This is a genomic window from Haliea sp. E1-2-M8 (assembly GCF_030649675.1).
In the GTDB taxonomy this organism is placed as follows: domain Bacteria; phylum Pseudomonadota; class Gammaproteobacteria; order Pseudomonadales; family Halieaceae; genus Haliea.
Genome location: NZ_JAUTDR010000011.1, coordinates 137,376 through 151,895, shown reverse-complemented (window position 1 = coordinate 151,895; position 14,520 = coordinate 137,376). Strand labels below are relative to the sequence as shown.

The window sequence follows — 14,520 nt, the reverse complement described above, 5'->3', positions numbered from 1 at the left end:
TTGAGCCTGCGTCGCCAGCTGATCATGGTCAGCCTGCTATTGTTGACCCTGCCCTGGGCGGGATGCCAATTTCTGCGGGAGATGGAAGGCGCTCTGCGCGAAGGTCAGGGACGGGCTCTCGCCGCCACCGCCGATGCCATCGCCGCCAGCCTGTCGGACCAGCCCCGGTTACTCTACCCCCACCCGGAGCGCCTGCGTTCAGCGGATAACCTTGAAGGGTCGATCTATGCCCCGGCACTCGAGCTGGACCCGGTGTTGGACGGCTACGAAGACGGCTGGCCGGAAGCGATCCAGGGCACGTTCGAAAATCTGGATATTCGGGTGCCGTCGCTACACTACCGCGCGGGTGTCCGCGGGGGCACCCTGTACCTGATGTTGCAGATCAGGGATGACAGCGTCACCTACCACGACCCGGGCCTGAGTCCAGAGCCCAACGGTGACCGGCTAATGCTCGTCACCTGGCTGGACGGCCGGCGCCAGGAATATGTGATCGCCACGCCGGCCCCGGGCAGCGTGGCGGGGCAGTACGCAGGCAGACGTCATCCGGGTGCGGAGGCGACCCGGATCAGGGGCTACTGGCAGGATACCGCCGAGGGCTACGCGATTGAACTGGCCCTGCCCCTGGCCCTCACCGGCGGGCGGCTGGGTTTGTACGCGATTGATGTCGCCAGCCACCGCAGTCGCGGCTGGCGCACCGCGGGCAACACCGGCCCCCTGCTCCAGGCCGCACCACCGTGGCTGATTTATCCGCCGGCTGAGTTGGCGGCGCAGCTGGCCCGCTTCGCAGGTGGCGGGCAGCGCCTGCTGGTGACCGACCGGCACGCCCGGCTGCTGACTACTGTAGCCGCCACCTCCGACCCTGGCGACGCCGCTGCACCGACAACCTTCTGGCTGTTGCGGGCACTCTACCGCCGGATACTCGCGGACCCGGCCCTGGAAACCCAGCCGGAACCGGCGCTTACCGGCACTGTCAGCGGCGAGGAAATCAGCGGCGCGCTCAGGGGTTACCCCGAACAGCGCTGGTACCGCACCAATACGCCGGGCCGCAGAACCCTGTCCGTGGCTGCGCCGATACGCGAACGCGGCACCGTCATCGGTACCGTGGTCGTACAGCAAGGTAGCGAACAGTATCTGTCCCTGACCGACCGCGCCTTCAGTCGCCTGCTGGGCTACAGCCTGCTGGTCCTGGGTGTTGCCGCACTGGGTCTGCTGGGTTTCGCCAGCCTGCTGTCCTGGCGTATCCGCAAGCTGAGCCGCGCCGCCGACCGGGTGCTGGGCAGTCAGGGCATGGAGCTGGCCCACTTTCCCCGCAGCCGCGCCCGGGACGAAATCGGCGACCTGTCCCGCAGCTATGCCCGCCTGCTGGATGAACTGCATGATTACAATGAATACCTGCGCACCCTGAGCCGCAAACTGTCACATGAGTTGCGTACCCCGATCGCCGTGATCCAGTCTTCGCTGGATAATCTCGGCTCCGTTCAGGACAATTCGGGAGACAGCGTCTACGTCAGTCGAGCCCGGGAAGGGCTGGAGCGGCTCAGTCACATCCTCAACGCCATGACCGAAGCCAGCCGGCTGGAAGAAAGCATCGGTCAGCGCGAGCACATCGTGCTGGACCTGGTGCCGCTGGTGCAGGAAGTGTGCGCAGCCTATCGCGGCATCTATCCCGACCACAGGCTGGTGCTCCACTGCCCGCCCGGCCCCGCCCCTGTCCGCGGCGCCGCTGACCTGCTGGTGCAGGCACTGGACAAACTGGTGGACAACGCCGCGTCATTCGCACCGACTGGCAGCGACATCGTGGTCAGCCTGACACCCAGGGACCGGAGCTGGGCACTGGCTGTCAGCAACACGGGGCCGCCCCTGCCTGGCGACATGCAGGGGCGCCTGTTCGAGGCCATGGTATCGCTGCGGCAGCGCACCGCCGCCGAGTCGGTGCACCTGGGACTGGGGCTGTATGTCGTCAAGCTGGTCGCGGACTACCATCATGGCAGCGTGCAGGCAGAAAATCGTGATGACGGCAAGGGCGCCGTGTTTACCCTGGTTCTGCCCGCGGCTAGCTGAGGAACGCGAGCTGGCGTACCTGCGCCAGCTGGTCGCGCATTGCCGCTGCCTGCTCAAACTCCAGGTTGCGGGCGTGTTCCTGCATCTTGGCCTCCATCTGCTGCAGCTTGCGGGCCAGGGCCGCGGGGCTGAGGCTGGCGACCTCGGTGCTGTAGGCGAGAGACTCCTCCGCCACCTTGCGCCCCTTGGCCTTGGCCTTTGTCGGCATGCGGCGGGCGCCTTCCATGATGTCCTGCACCGATTTGAACACGCCGACCGGGGTTATCCCGTGCTCCAGGTTGTAGGCGACCTGCTTCTCGCGCCGACGGGCGGTCTCCGCCATCGCCCGCTCCATGGAGCCGGTGATCTTGTCCGCATAGAGAATCGCGCGGCCATTCAGATTCCTGGCCGCCCTGCCGATGGTCTGGATCAGGGAGCGATCCGAGCGCAGGAAGCCCTCCTTGTCCGCGTCCAGAATGGCGACCAGCGATACTTCCGGCATGTCGAGGCCCTCCCGCAGCAGGTTGATGCCCACCAGCACATCGAACTCACCCAGGCGCAGGTCGCGAATGATCTCCACCCGTTCCACCGTCTCGATATCCGAGTGCAGATAGCGCACCTTGATCCCATGCTCCGCCAGATATTCGGTGAGGTCCTCCGACATGCGCTTGGTCAGGGTCGTCACCAGTACCCGCTCACCAAGGGCGACATTCTTGTGGATCTCCTGCAGCAGATCGTCCACCTGGCTGCTCGCGGGCCGGACTTCAATCTCGGGGTCGGTGAGGCCGGTGGGACGCACCACCTGCTCTACCGTGCGTCCCGCATGTTCCAGTTCATAGGGGCCAGGTGTCGCGGACACAAACAGCGCCTGCGGCACCAGCTGCTCCCACTCCTCGAACCGCAGCGGCCGGTTGTCCAGCGCGGAAGGCAGGCGAAACCCGTACTCCACCAGCGTCTCCTTGCGCGAGCGATCGCCGCGGTACATGCCGCCGATCTGGGGAACCGTGGCGTGGGATTCGTCGATAATCACCAGGGCATTGTCCGGCAGATATTCGAACAACGTCGGAGGCGGTTCCCCGGGACCGCGGCCGGACAGATAGCGGGAGTAGTTCTCCACGCCGTTGCAGTAGCCCAGTTCACGAATCATCTCCAGGTCATAGCGGGTGCGCTGCTGCAGGCGCTGGGCCTCCACCAGTTTGTCGTTGTCCTTGAGTTGCTTTACCCGCTGCTCCAGTTCCACCTCGATCTGGATCACCGCGTCCAGCATGACATCCCGCGTCGTCACGTAGTGGCTCTTGGGGAAAATCGTCACCCGCGGCACCTTGCGTTCGACCGCGCCGGTCAGCGGGTCGAAAAAGTAGATACTTTCGATTTCCTCGTCGAACAGCTCTATCCGCACGGCCTCATGCTCGGAGTCCGCCGGAAAAATGTCGATCACATCCCCCCGCACCCGGTAGGTGCCGCGATGAAAGTCGACATCGTTGCGGGTATACTGCAGGTCCGCCAGATGCCGCAGCACCTGGCGCTGGTCGATCATCTCGCCACGGGACAGGTGCAGGATCATCTTGAAATATGACTTCGGGTCACCCAGCCCGTAGATCGCGGACACCGTTGCCACCACCAGACAGTCCTCCCGCTCAAGCAGGGCCTTGGTCGCGGACAGGCGCATCTGCTCGATGTGCTCGTTCACCGAGGCGTCTTTCTCGATGAACGTATCGGAGGACGGAACATAGGCCTCGGGCTGGTAATAGTCGTAGTAGGAGACGAAGTACTCGACCGCGTTGTCCGGGAAGAATTCCTTGAATTCGCCATAGAGCTGCGCGGCCAGGGTCTTGTTGTGCGCCATGACAATGGTCGGGCGCTGTATTTGCTCCACTACGTGGGCCATGGTGAAGGTCTTGCCCGACCCGGTGACGCCCAGCAGGATCTGCGACGCCAGGCCCGCATTGATCCCCTCCACCAGCTCGCGGATGGCCTTGGGCTGGTCCCCGGCCGGGGAGTAGCTGGAATGAACCTTGAACCGTTTTGACATGGAGTGGGGACCTGCGCTCTACAACGAACCGGGTATTATGGTGCAGTCGAAAGAGAATTGCAGCAGCACTCACCTCCCCACCAGCCCGGTGAACCGTCGGCCTCAGGGCAGGTTGACGGGCAGGGACAGGGCCCAGATACGCGCGCCAAGTTCAGCCTGGCGGTGGGTATCGGTTTTTCGCATCGCGCGCTTGAGTAAATTGCGCGTCGTGGACACCTTCCGTCGCTGCTGGTCGGCAATCACCTCAAGATCCAAACCCGATCCCACGCCAACGGCCACATTCGCTTCCGCCAGGGTGAGATCGTACTGTCTCATCAACTGCCCCACCGTCACTTCGTGCTGGCGCAGAGGATCAACCACCACGGCGCAGAGTCTGCCGCGACCGGACGCCGCCCCAACCTGACCCCGGTTGAGAGGATGCAGGCTGATGGTATAGGGCGTGAGCCCTGACGTTTGTGAAATATGATAGGCGGACGCCCGGTGCAGGCGGCTTTCCAGGGAACAGGCTGCCAGCTGCTGCCGCAGCAGGCGCTGAAACTGCCGGTTCTCACCGGTATGGCACAGCGTCAGCGACCCCATGGACAGGTCCAGGCCATCCTTGCGCGCCAGCAAGCTGTCCGCGGCGGAATTGCGCCAGAAGGCTTGCCCCCGGTCGTCCAGCAACAGCAGGCCGTGCCGGTTTTGCTCCAGCACGCTTTCCAGCATGCTTTTTTCTTCCCGAGCCGCCAGCAGCTGATGTCGCAGGGAAAAAGCCCGGAAGATGTGCGGTGCCAGCTCCCTGAACAGGGTGCGGTCACGGTCGGGAAAAACACCGCTCCCGTCGCGCGGGAAACTGAGACAGTAAAGCACGCCGGGGTCCGTCTCGAAGAAGTATCCGGCAATATCGCCTACCCCGAGAGGGCCAAGATATTCGGAGTAGTAAGCGGTATGCCGTACTACCGACTGGGGCAACACGTCGCTGGCAAACCGGGCCTCGCCGACCAGGCCCGTCACCACCTCGGGCTTGTAATAGGGGTTGAGCTCTCGGGCACGGTCCTCAAGCAAGCGGAATCCCGGGTGTCCGGGCTCATTTCCGGAATGCACCAGGGTGCTGAACTGGCCGGTCGCGAGATCGAATCTCTCGCAGGACGATATCAACATCCCCGCCTGCCGCCCTATAAGATCCAGAGCCCGGGACATCGCGTCATCGTGCTCGATGCCCTCGTACAGCTGATCGACAATCTGTCGAAAGCGCACGCTGCTTGTCAGGTTCCCCATGGAGCGCTGCTCCTGTTGTTCTGTGTTGTTCCAGGCTCCAGGTAATATAGTTCATCCTCCGAAAAATGGACGTTTTGTGTCCAATATGGGACATGCGGCAAATGCACAGTGTTGCTAGGATAAAGCTGAAGAAGACCAAGCAGGGGAGATGGCTATGTGGAGTCGGAATGCAATTGCCTGTGTATTGACCGTCACACTGTTGGCGGCGGTGCCCGTTTATGCGCAGGGCAACAGTGGAAAAGGGGGTGGCAAAGGCGGCGGGGGTGACGACGGCGGCAGCGATGGTGGCGGAGATACTTCACCGGAGGTGTGCCAGGATCGGGCTGCCGCTTTTGTCTACCGCACAGAAAACTCCAAAGGCGGTGAAGACATCATGCTCGCCAGCAGCGAGGGGTGCAGCCTCACACTGCTCACAAGTAGAGAGTATGCGGTTCCTGAGCGTCTTGCCTACCATCTGGACAGTGCCAGCGACGAGGGCATTATCCTGTGGACAGAGCGAGACCCCGACCTCGGCTGGGTCGCTCATGAAATCTGGGCACTGCGTTTTTCGGTGGACAAGGAGAGCGGCGCTCTGAGCGTGGGCGACCCGCAGCAGCTGGTATCCGCTTTCGACAACGTCCCCGATCCGACCTATACGCGACTCCCTGGCGATGTCAGGCTAGACGAGGACGGAAGTGTTTATGCGACCCTCCTGCACCGGGACTGGATCGAAGTGGGCGAGTCTGCGACTTCCGACATCCAGTTGGTGAAGTGGGCGTCGGACGAGTTCCCCCATGGGCCAGTTACGGTCACACTGGTCCCGGCGGATCTTTCACTGTGCTATGCGGACGATGATTGCCTTGATACCGCTGATGATAATGTGAGCCTGCGATTGGACTCGCCGGTGTTCGGGCTCTCTGCAGGCGCCCCGGAGTCTCTGTTCGCCAACTTCAAGCTGCGCGGACCGTCCGGTGATGGCTTCGGCGGGGTTCTCTACTGGTCGAACTACGGTAGCGACCCAGACGTACTGGCCTATAGCGTCATCAGTAGCTACTCCTCTGGTTCCGATCCTCGGATAGCGTCAACGAGCCCTGTCTTGCCAGACGCAGAAATACTATTGCGGCATTTCGTTTCCGAGCCCGGAAGAGGTGAATACTATGGTTCGGTGGTCGACGTGAACTGTCTCATGCCTGTGGCGGTGGATGGCCCGGATGCATGGCAACAGTGCCTGAGTGATACAGACGGCAGACAGATCGTGGGAGCGCGATTCGGTGCCGCCTGGCTGAAGCCCGGCGTCATCGTCCACAGCATGCATGCCCGCAAGTCTACCGACATCTACCGCTATGACATTGCCACCGGCAGCAGCACCCGCATCATCACCGGAGGATGGTTCCCGGTAGCGGCCCACTAGAACTTCTGTCTGACCGGCAAAAAAGACGCCCCGGACGGTTGACCTGCCCGGGGCTCATCATTAATATACGCGGCCTCGGTTACCACCATTCCGCCTTAGCTCAGTTGGTAGAGCAATTGACTGTTAATCAATGGGTCGCTGGTTCGAGCCCAGCAGGCGGAGCCATATTCAGAAAAAAATCAAGGGGTTACAGCGATGTGACCCCTTTTTTCTGTATGCCCAGAGCCGCCTGGAAGCCTATCGTTGAAAAAGTCCAAGGTCACACTCCCACCGCGTTTCCTGCTGGCCCTCCTGCTGGCATTTAGCGCCGTCAACGCCAATGCGATGCAGATCTTCGTCAGAACGCTCACGGGCAAGAACATCGCTCTCGAAGTCGAACCCAACGACTCCATCGAGAACGTTAAATCGAAAATCCAGGAAAAAGAAGGCATCCCGCCAGAGCAGCAGCGGCTGGTGTTTGCGGGAAAGGTACTCGAAGACGGTCGCACACTGTCTGACTACAACATCCAGAAGGAATCCACGCTGCATCTTCTTGCGGCCCTCCGGCGCGAGTTTGCTGGCCAACTGCCGGGCGGCGGCGCGGGAACCATCAGTTTTACCACGGCAGATGCGAACTGCACATTTGACACTGACCCCGTGTTCACCGCGGCCATCGATCCACCCGAGGGCATTGATTTTCCCTATGGCGTGGTCGCTTTTACCGTGAATGGATGCGAAAACGATGCAGTGATTGACGTGGCCATAGACTACGGCGAGGCACTGCCTGCAGACGCCACCGCGTGGAAGACCGACCCCTGGACGCCAATTGCAGGCGCCACCATCAGCGGGAGCGTATTGAGCTATTCCGTAACCGACGGTGGGCCGAAAGACGCCGACGGCAGCAGCAACGGTGTCATCGTCGATCCCGCGGGGGTCGGCATACCTGCCGATGAACCAGCAGCACCGCCGACAGCCGTACCGACGCTGCCTATTACAGGGCTGGTGCTGTTGACTGGCCTGCTGGCGCTTTTCGGCATGCGTCAGTTAAAGAACCAATAACCAAACCAGGACCCCAAGGTCATCCACTCACACGAGATACAAGGACATTATGCTTACAGCCAACAAACTTGAAAAAATCATGGAACTCGAGAACGATCTCCGCGCCGAGTATCAGCAGGAGCTCGACAAGAAGACCGCCGAGATCGACCGCCTTACCGCCAGAGAGTCAGAACTCCAAGCCGCCGTCGACAAGCAACTGGAGACCATCACCGAGCTGACCGGCAAGGCGACGGACAGCCAGAAAGCCGAGCAGCGCAGCCGCGAACTGCACAATCGTTGCGAGAAGCTGTTGGCAGAGATCGACGAGAGCAAGCAGCGCGTGAAAAGCCTGCAAAAGGATCTGGCAGCGGTGCGCGAGGAGAACAAGACGCTCACGCAATTCGATCCCGTGCGCATGAAGAAGAACCTCGACGCCAGCAAGAAGAAACTGGCGGAGAAGACCAGCGCGGCCGATACCTTGCAGAAGACGTTGAGTGAGACCAAGAAAGAGAACGCTGACCTGCAGCGCAAGGTTGCGGAGCTGGAAGCCAAGGTGGCGGAGCTGGCGCCGGAAGATGCGGAGAGTGACGAGGCCAAGGAGGAATCGGTCGCGGCTTGAGGGGTGACTGAGGTTACTGGCAAGGGCCTGCACGACAAAAGCTTTGCAGTAGCCACGGGCAATCTGGGCTGACGCTGATTGCTCTGGAACTAGCCCTCTACCCAACTCGAACTGTCGACAGGAAGGGAAATAGTCGCCGTGCGTGGTCTGCCAGCAACAAGTAAATGACCGCGTTCAACCCCGACTGATTATTTCCCCCTCTCCACAAAAATATCCAACGGCAATACCGCAGTGACACCGACATTCGGGACATCGACTAGCTGACCAATACGCATGTCCACCACAACGCTGGCAATAATGTACGCTTGCGCCCGGTCATAACCGTACTCCGACACAATGTAATCGATCATGGCGGCGAGCGCGTTCCGCGCCGCCAGGTGGAGATCAGCCGAGAGATTACTAAGACCCGCAATTCGGTCTGAATCCAGATACGCCATGTTCGCGGGTATGCTGCCGGGTTCCTTAAGCGGGAAGCCAGTTACGGCGTAAAAGCGCTCCGAGGGGATTCCCAGAACCGAAGCGGCCCCTTCGTAATGCGGACCATGAGAAAGGTCCGGGCCCTCCTTCACGACGCGGGTGGTCACGGTAAGTGTCCCCCCCATTTCGATGGCCGTGCCAGATACCTCCCCATCACCCTGAGCGTAGTGGAAATCACCAACGGCCAGACCGCAGCCATCAATGTAACAGGGCAGGTATATGGTAGTACCCGTAGTCATGTAACGGATATCCATATTGCCGCCGTGCTCCCGCGGAGGGATGGTGCGCAGGCACTCTGCCGCCTTCGTACCCTCGGACCCGCACAATAGCGAAGGCTGGGCTTCGTTCGGATCAAGGTCCAGTCCGGCGCCGCCGATCTCCAAAAGCTCTCTCTCGCGCCTGAGTATGTCGGCAAGCAAGCGCTCGCTGGGCAGCGTCGTTATAACACCAGGGAAACTCGCGTTCGGAATCCGCACTCCGGGCAGGGCATCGCTCACCGCGTAATCCTTGTTGATACGCCAGACGATGAAACGCTTGTCCCTGCCGAATTGCTCTCCGGCGAAGCCGAACGCTCCGGCCTCGGTCCAGCCGACTTCGGCGGGCTCCAGCGACTCAATTTTGACTGCCAGCACGTCACCTGCCTTTGCGCCGCGAATGGAGACGGGACCGGTCAGTGCATGAACGATACCTGTCCCCTCCCTGGGTATCGCAGGGGCGCTGGAAAATTCATCGGGGTCCAGGGTGAGGTCGAAGGCGTCCCGGCTGACAAACACGATGCGCTCCCCGGGATCGGCCGTGGCCACCATCGGAATATCGGGGTGTAGCCGGTTAATACAGGCGGAATCCTCGGCGCAGGGCACGCTGCGGTCGCCCAATACAACCTCCGCGCTGGTGGGGCTGGATAGCGCGAGTATTGCCAGCAGACCAGACAACTTTCGGAAAACATGCCGCTTCTTCATGCGCACACCTCGCTGTGAAATTGCAGACCCGAAGCCAGAGTATAGTGCAGAACTCCCGCTCAAGCTGTCATCACAGAGCTTGTAACTCAGCGCCTATTTCTGCGACAGCCAGAAAACTAAGCAGCGCTGCCGTGAGCTGCACAATCGCAGCGAGACGAAGAGAGAGAACGCGGAATTGCAGCGCAGGGTGGCGGAGCTGGAAGCCAGGGTGGCTGGGTCTGAGGCTGAAGTTACCGATGCGCCTGAAGATGCGGAGAATGTCGATGCCAAGGAAGAATCGGCTGCTGCTTGAGAGGTGACCGGGGTTACTGATTCGGGCCGATAGCTGTAAGATCAGGTCGCGAGCGTTACAGCTAACAGACCCCGATCGAGCGTAATATGAACAGAATAGAGAAGCTCAAGAACGACGTGTACAGCTTCGAAGAGCTGGATACTCTGGAAAAAAACGCGATCAAATTGCGTGATGACGAAACCCTGCGACTCATTGCTCTTAGCCGAGCGTCAAAGACTGCCAAGGGCGAGAAGCCCAAAAGTACTATTGGTGCAGACGGCAGGCCGCTGACCAAAAGGGCTCGTCGTGATGAAAAAAACAAGCGCTAGTTGTTAGCTGGTGCCAAATTAGCGCCTCTAGCCAATGGATTCAGCTGCCTCATCTCAGGCTACTACCCTGACTCACTCACCGAAGGCGCCGAATCAGGGGGAAGTCCACAGAATAGGCTAGAAGTCTCCATGAACCAGGGGAAGTCCATGCCCGTTTTAGAGCCGTCCGTAGAAGTGGGGTAGAACCCTGAAGAAGAACCTCGACGCGAGCAAGAAGAAGCTGGCGGAGAAGACCAGCGCGGCCGACCTGTTGCAAAAAACGCTGAGCGAGAGCAAGAAAGAGAACGCGGAATTGCAGCGCAAGGTTGCGGAGTTGGAAGCCAGGGTGGCAGAGCTGGCACCGGAAGACGCGGAGAATGTCGATGCCAAGGAAGAATCGGCTGCGGCGTGAGGTGTGGTTTACACAGATCTACTTTCAGGCTCACCTACAGGCTCCCTTTCGCCATATCAGCAAGCGGAAACCAAGAGAGCTTGTGATTTCTAGAGGGGCGATACATCGCTAAGATCAATGATCCTTGCCGATGCTGCGTTAGATTTAGCAGCTTCGATGCCTTGCTTTAACGCCCACCTATTTGAGTATGGCTCACTAAATGCCACTTTTTTACCCAAACCGTTCGTTATGTAGAAACTGAAACCTCTTGAGCTTTGCTCGGAACACAGGTAGATGAAACTATCGTTACTTGCACACTGAAAACCTCTCAATGCCTCTAAGACCGCCTGCTTTCTTCTGAACGCTCGACTAGTGACCAATACTCGACCATTCGAGGCTTGGAGCTCAAAGAAAAATAGACCATCCGCACACGATCTTATGTTAAATCGACTAGACATACTTTCGGAGCCGAAAACCGTCGTGAAAACCAGCGTAAATTACCGGACTCGAGTACGTCACAATCCGAGTCCGGCTTGTTGCCCTCAATCAATGGTCGACTCAAATTCCTCGACGGTAAAGAGTGATATTTTACTCCGATCCATAAACCTAGACTCATCTTCAACAATCTCAGCTTGCAGATTAGGCGCCGCCAGGGCAGTAACTGCACTTTCAAAAGCGTCCTTGTCCTCAAACCAGATTTCCGTTATCACATCGAACTCGGTTTCGGGCCTTTCGACGGTCTCTTGCTCCGGATAAGGCGTTAGAAAACGGCGGATATATTTTTTGGCCGTCGGCAACGCTCGCTCCCCCAATTTCCTATGGGTGGATTCGTAATACTCCTTGAATTCTTCAAACGATGTTCCCGGCTTTCGCTTCAGGAGAAAAATGGCCTTAAACATGAATAATCTTCCTCTTCAAATCCAGTGACGTAACTTTTTCGATAAAACACGCCTTCCTTGGCATTAATCCCGGCTTCAGACATCTAAAGCCGCCCTCCCGCTTCCCTTCCTTAAAATCTTTTCGAAATTTCAACTCCGTAGGTCCTTGTTGGAGCCTGGAAGTTGACTGTGAAGGTGTTGATGATTGCAACTACCTGCTTGAAATACTTTTCATCTGTGAGATTATCCCCCCATACGCTGAACTCCCAACCATCCTCACTAGCCAGGGTCACTCTAGCTTTTAAAAGATCTACTGGGTCCCGCTTGGTGCCAGGACTGTTCGCGATATCCCACCAGATGGGACCAAGCCGATTCCACTCGACTCGTGGGGTAAGTGTAAAATCTCTCGGAAGATCAATTGTTGCAATTGCTCCAAGTATGGCATTGTACTTGAAAGAGTTGGGAGCAACATTCCCATTAAAAATCGGGTTTGCGGCAAAGTTCTTAATTTCTCCATCTGTATAACCGTAACCCCCAAACACAGTGATTTGGCCTGGCAGCGCCGCCTTGAAGTCCAGGTCAAATCCTCGAACCTCCACCTCATCAATACTAACCGTAGTTTGCAATCCTACGGTCGGTACAAACTCATACTGTTGAGCTCCTTCAATGTCGGTTTGAAATGCAGCGAAGTTGATAGACAATCGATTGTCCAGAAACTGGAGCTTTGCTCCCAGCTCCAGTGATTCGGACAATTCCTTGTCATATGATTCTTCGACATATACTGAACTGGCATCTTGCCCACTTGCTATTGCTGCTGCAATGATGGCTTCACGGCCGCCGAGTGGATTGAATCCTCCAGCCTTGAATCCTTCACCATAACTTGCGTAGAGATTTATGTTCGAAGATGCACTCCATGAGAGTACGACTTTTGGCTGGAACTGTTCGAATTCATTTGAGCTCCTGCATTCGTTCTTTGATCGCCCCGTAAGCTCAACGCAGAGGTTGTAATTCTGCCCGGTATAGGGGTTGATTTCATCTGGAGCCCGCTCTTCAACATCGCGTTCTTCTTTATCGTATCTCCCAGCGAGTCTGACCTGCAGCGTATCGGTAATGTCGTATTGGATGTTGGCGAAAACTGCAGTGCTATCTGTCGTATAGTATTGATTACCGAAGCTCGTCGTAGGCTGAAGCGCTTCAGGTCCGTCTATTTTGTTTCTGGTAGCTGGAACAGATCCAAATAGATCATCATTGAACTCAGAATACTGGTCCCTCTTGAAACTCAGCGCATACATTCCTATCTGCCACTGCAGATTGCTGTCTGTTTCAGAGGTCAGCCTGAATTCTTGAGAAATGTTTTCGTCCAAATAGGAATAGCCCGATAAGGCGCTACCTGGCATGCCTGTATCAGGGATGTAAGGTGGGACATCCCCACCCCAATAGGTGTCAAGGTCAGTCCACGAGGTGATAGACGTCAAAACCATCGAACCAAAATTGTAATCAACTTTTAATGTAGATTCGTGATAGGTTTGATCGAACAACCCTGTCACATTAGTTACAAAAGGCATATCAGCGAAATTTGCATCCAGCTCTGTCGCAGGGAAGCTCCCTATCGGGAGGCCGACAACCTGTGCATTGGCAGCGGAAAGTGACCCACCCTTAGTTCTCTCGGTGCCATATTTGAAATCTACAGACATATTTTCGTTTGGCTCATACAAGAGCCGAACTCTCCCCATTTTCGGTGTGTACCGAGCAACTTTTTCACCCGAGTTGACTCCTGTCCATGGACCATCGGTATCTTTTGTCGAGGCCGATACGCGAAACTTCAGCGTGTCCGATATCGGCCCACCCAATGAGGCCTGAAAGCTAGACGAATTGAAGTTGCCGGCGCCTAGACTTACGCTGCCCTCAAGCTCATCCGAAGGAGGTTTGGTGTTAATGATGATTGCACCGGCAGCAGCATTCCTACCGTAGAGCGCACTCTGGGGACCCTTTAGAATTTCAATCTGCTCTACGTCAAGCAGATCCTGGTAGAAAGTCCTCATGCTGGACATGGTTACACCGTCTACGACGATTGCAACATTCGGGTCAGAGTTCCTGCTCGATGTCTGTCCACGGATATTCACGAAACTCTCACCTGTTGAGTCCTGGAGGAAAGTTACATTCGGTATGCTATTCAAGAAGTCCGACGGCTTTGTGATTCCCGCCTGCCTGATATCCTCTTCGGTCAGAACCGTAATTGTCATCGGTACATCTTGAAGACTTTCACTTCTCTTCGTCGCTGTTACCACAACTTCTTCCAATGCCACCACCCTCTCGTTTTGAGCGGTTGCCGATAAAGACATTGTGGAACCCATTCCCGCAATCGCGGCTGCTACAAGTGTAGAACGACACCCGATATTTCTCTTCGTGAACGAGCTCTGTTGATTAACGTGTCGCATGGTGAACCCCACCTTCTTAGAATTTGAATTAAACTTAATAACTTGCGTCAAGCAAGTAACTTGAACTTATAGCATTGCGGGAGGTCTGTCCAGAAAAACATAATATGTTGACCTCAAGATTGGATGTGCCCGGATTCGTGTAGTTTTCCAGCCTGCAGAAAACGCTTAGCGAGACGAAGAAAGAGAACGCGGAACTGCAGCGCAAGGTCGCAGAGCTGGAAGCCAAGGTGGCTGAGGCGAACCCGGAAGACGCGGAGAATGTCGAAGCCAAGGAAGAATCGGCTGCTGCGTGAGATGTGACTGGGGTTGTTTTTGAAGGAACCTATGACGGGAAGTCATTGGGTCCCCGGATGAAGAAAACCAGGGCCAGCAGGCGAAACCATATTCTGTTAGAATCACGGCGTTCGAGAAATGTAGCCTCGTTTTTCTGCTTCACGAAACCT

Annotated in this window: 12 protein-coding genes and 1 tRNA gene; 7 read left to right on the top strand and 6 right to left on the bottom strand. The window is 57.5% G+C overall.

Annotation, left to right across the window (positions count from 1 at the left end):
- Entirely contained in the window at positions 1-2,061 is a 2,061-nt protein-coding gene (locus tag Q6D67_RS11300) for an ATP-binding protein (protein WP_304705717.1), read from the top strand.
- On the opposite strand, the gene uvrB is transcribed toward Q6D67_RS11300, so the two are convergent.
- Complete coding sequence (gene uvrB, locus Q6D67_RS11295) at positions 2,054-4,072, bottom strand: excinuclease ABC subunit UvrB (protein ID WP_304705716.1); 2,019 nt, start codon at positions 4,070-4,072, stop codon at positions 2,054-2,056. The genes Q6D67_RS11300 and uvrB overlap by 8 nt on opposite strands.
- A gap of 102 nt (positions 4,073-4,174) precedes the next feature.
- Complete coding sequence (locus tag Q6D67_RS11290; RefSeq protein WP_304705715.1) at positions 4,175-5,329, bottom strand: helix-turn-helix transcriptional regulator; 1,155 nt, start codon at positions 5,327-5,329, stop codon at positions 4,175-4,177.
- Positions 5,330-5,477: 148 nt separating this feature from the next.
- Here Q6D67_RS11290 and Q6D67_RS11285 point away from each other — a divergent pair, with 148 nt between their 5' ends.
- The 4 genes from Q6D67_RS11285 (at position 5,478) to Q6D67_RS11270 (ending at position 8,355) form a co-directional block, all read left to right on the top strand.
- Positions 5,478-6,719 carry a hypothetical protein gene (locus tag Q6D67_RS11285; protein ID WP_304705714.1) on the top strand — a complete coding sequence of 414 codons (1,242 nt, stop codon included), beginning with the start codon at positions 5,478-5,480 and terminating at the stop codon, positions 6,717-6,719.
- Between the two features lie 89 nt (positions 6,720-6,808).
- Positions 6,809-6,884, top strand: a tRNA-Asn gene (locus Q6D67_RS11280).
- Positions 6,885-6,962: 78 nt separating this feature from the next.
- Positions 6,963-7,757, top strand: a complete 795-nt coding sequence (locus Q6D67_RS11275; RefSeq protein ID WP_304705713.1) for a ubiquitin family protein — start codon at positions 6,963-6,965, stop codon at positions 7,755-7,757.
- Between the two features lie 49 nt (positions 7,758-7,806).
- The gene (locus Q6D67_RS11270) at positions 7,807-8,355 is read left to right on the top strand and encodes a hypothetical protein (protein ID WP_304705712.1); all 549 of its coding nucleotides are present in this window, start codon (positions 7,807-7,809) and stop codon (positions 8,353-8,355) included.
- A gap of 188 nt (positions 8,356-8,543) precedes the next feature.
- On the opposite strand, the gene Q6D67_RS11265 is transcribed toward Q6D67_RS11270, so the two are convergent.
- Positions 8,544-9,707, bottom strand: a complete 1,164-nt coding sequence (locus Q6D67_RS11265) for an acetamidase/formamidase family protein (RefSeq protein ID WP_304705711.1) — start codon at positions 9,705-9,707, stop codon at positions 8,544-8,546.
- A gap of 462 nt (positions 9,708-10,169) precedes the next feature.
- On the opposite strand from Q6D67_RS11265, the gene Q6D67_RS11260 reads away from it, so the two are divergent.
- Positions 10,170-10,391, top strand: coding sequence for a hypothetical protein (locus Q6D67_RS11260; protein ID WP_304705710.1), 222 nt, complete (start codon positions 10,170-10,172; stop codon positions 10,389-10,391).
- A 250-nt stretch (positions 10,392-10,641) separates the two neighbouring features.
- Positions 10,642-10,782 (top strand): hypothetical protein, encoded by a 141-nt coding sequence (locus Q6D67_RS11255; RefSeq protein WP_304705709.1) that lies wholly within the window; start codon positions 10,642-10,644, stop codon positions 10,780-10,782.
- A gap of 89 nt (positions 10,783-10,871) precedes the next feature.
- Here the strand turns inward: Q6D67_RS11255 and Q6D67_RS21800 are convergent, their stop codons facing one another.
- The 3 genes from Q6D67_RS21800 to Q6D67_RS11245 form a co-directional block, all read right to left on the bottom strand.
- Positions 10,872-11,219 (bottom strand): DUF1508 domain-containing protein, encoded by a 348-nt coding sequence (locus tag Q6D67_RS21800; protein ID WP_370551952.1) that lies wholly within the window; start codon positions 11,217-11,219, stop codon positions 10,872-10,874.
- A gap of 84 nt (positions 11,220-11,303) precedes the next feature.
- The gene (locus Q6D67_RS11250; protein WP_304705708.1) at positions 11,304-11,660 is read right to left on the bottom strand and encodes an EthD domain-containing protein; all 357 of its coding nucleotides are present in this window, start codon (positions 11,658-11,660) and stop codon (positions 11,304-11,306) included.
- A gap of 110 nt (positions 11,661-11,770) precedes the next feature.
- A complete protein-coding gene (locus tag Q6D67_RS11245; RefSeq protein WP_304705707.1) occupies positions 11,771-14,128 on the bottom strand; it encodes a TonB-dependent receptor in 2,358 nt (785 codons plus the stop codon).
- Between the last annotated feature and the right edge of the window lie 392 nt (positions 14,129-14,520).

What these genes read in the sequence shown, in the direction of transcription:
- Q6D67_RS11290 (WP_304705715.1), bottom strand. Translation starts at nt 5,329, where the DNA reads ATGGGGAACCTGACAAGCAGCGTGCGCTTTCGACAGATTGTCGATCAG.
- Q6D67_RS21800 (WP_370551952.1), bottom strand. Translation starts at nt 11,219, where the DNA reads ATGTCTAGTCGATTTAACATAAGATCGTGTGCGGATGGTCTATTTTTC.
- Q6D67_RS11270 (WP_304705712.1), top strand. Translation starts at nt 7,807, where the DNA reads ATGCTTACAGCCAACAAACTTGAAAAAATCATGGAACTCGAGAACGAT.
- uvrB (WP_304705716.1), bottom strand. Translation starts at nt 4,072, where the DNA reads ATGTCAAAACGGTTCAAGGTTCATTCCAGCTACTCCCCGGCCGGGGAC.
- Q6D67_RS11285 (WP_304705714.1), top strand. Translation starts at nt 5,478, where the DNA reads ATGGCTATGTGGAGTCGGAATGCAATTGCCTGTGTATTGACCGTCACA.
- Q6D67_RS11250 (WP_304705708.1), bottom strand. Translation starts at nt 11,660, where the DNA reads ATGTTTAAGGCCATTTTTCTCCTGAAGCGAAAGCCGGGAACATCGTTT.
- Q6D67_RS11260 (WP_304705710.1), top strand. Translation starts at nt 10,170, where the DNA reads ATGAACAGAATAGAGAAGCTCAAGAACGACGTGTACAGCTTCGAAGAG.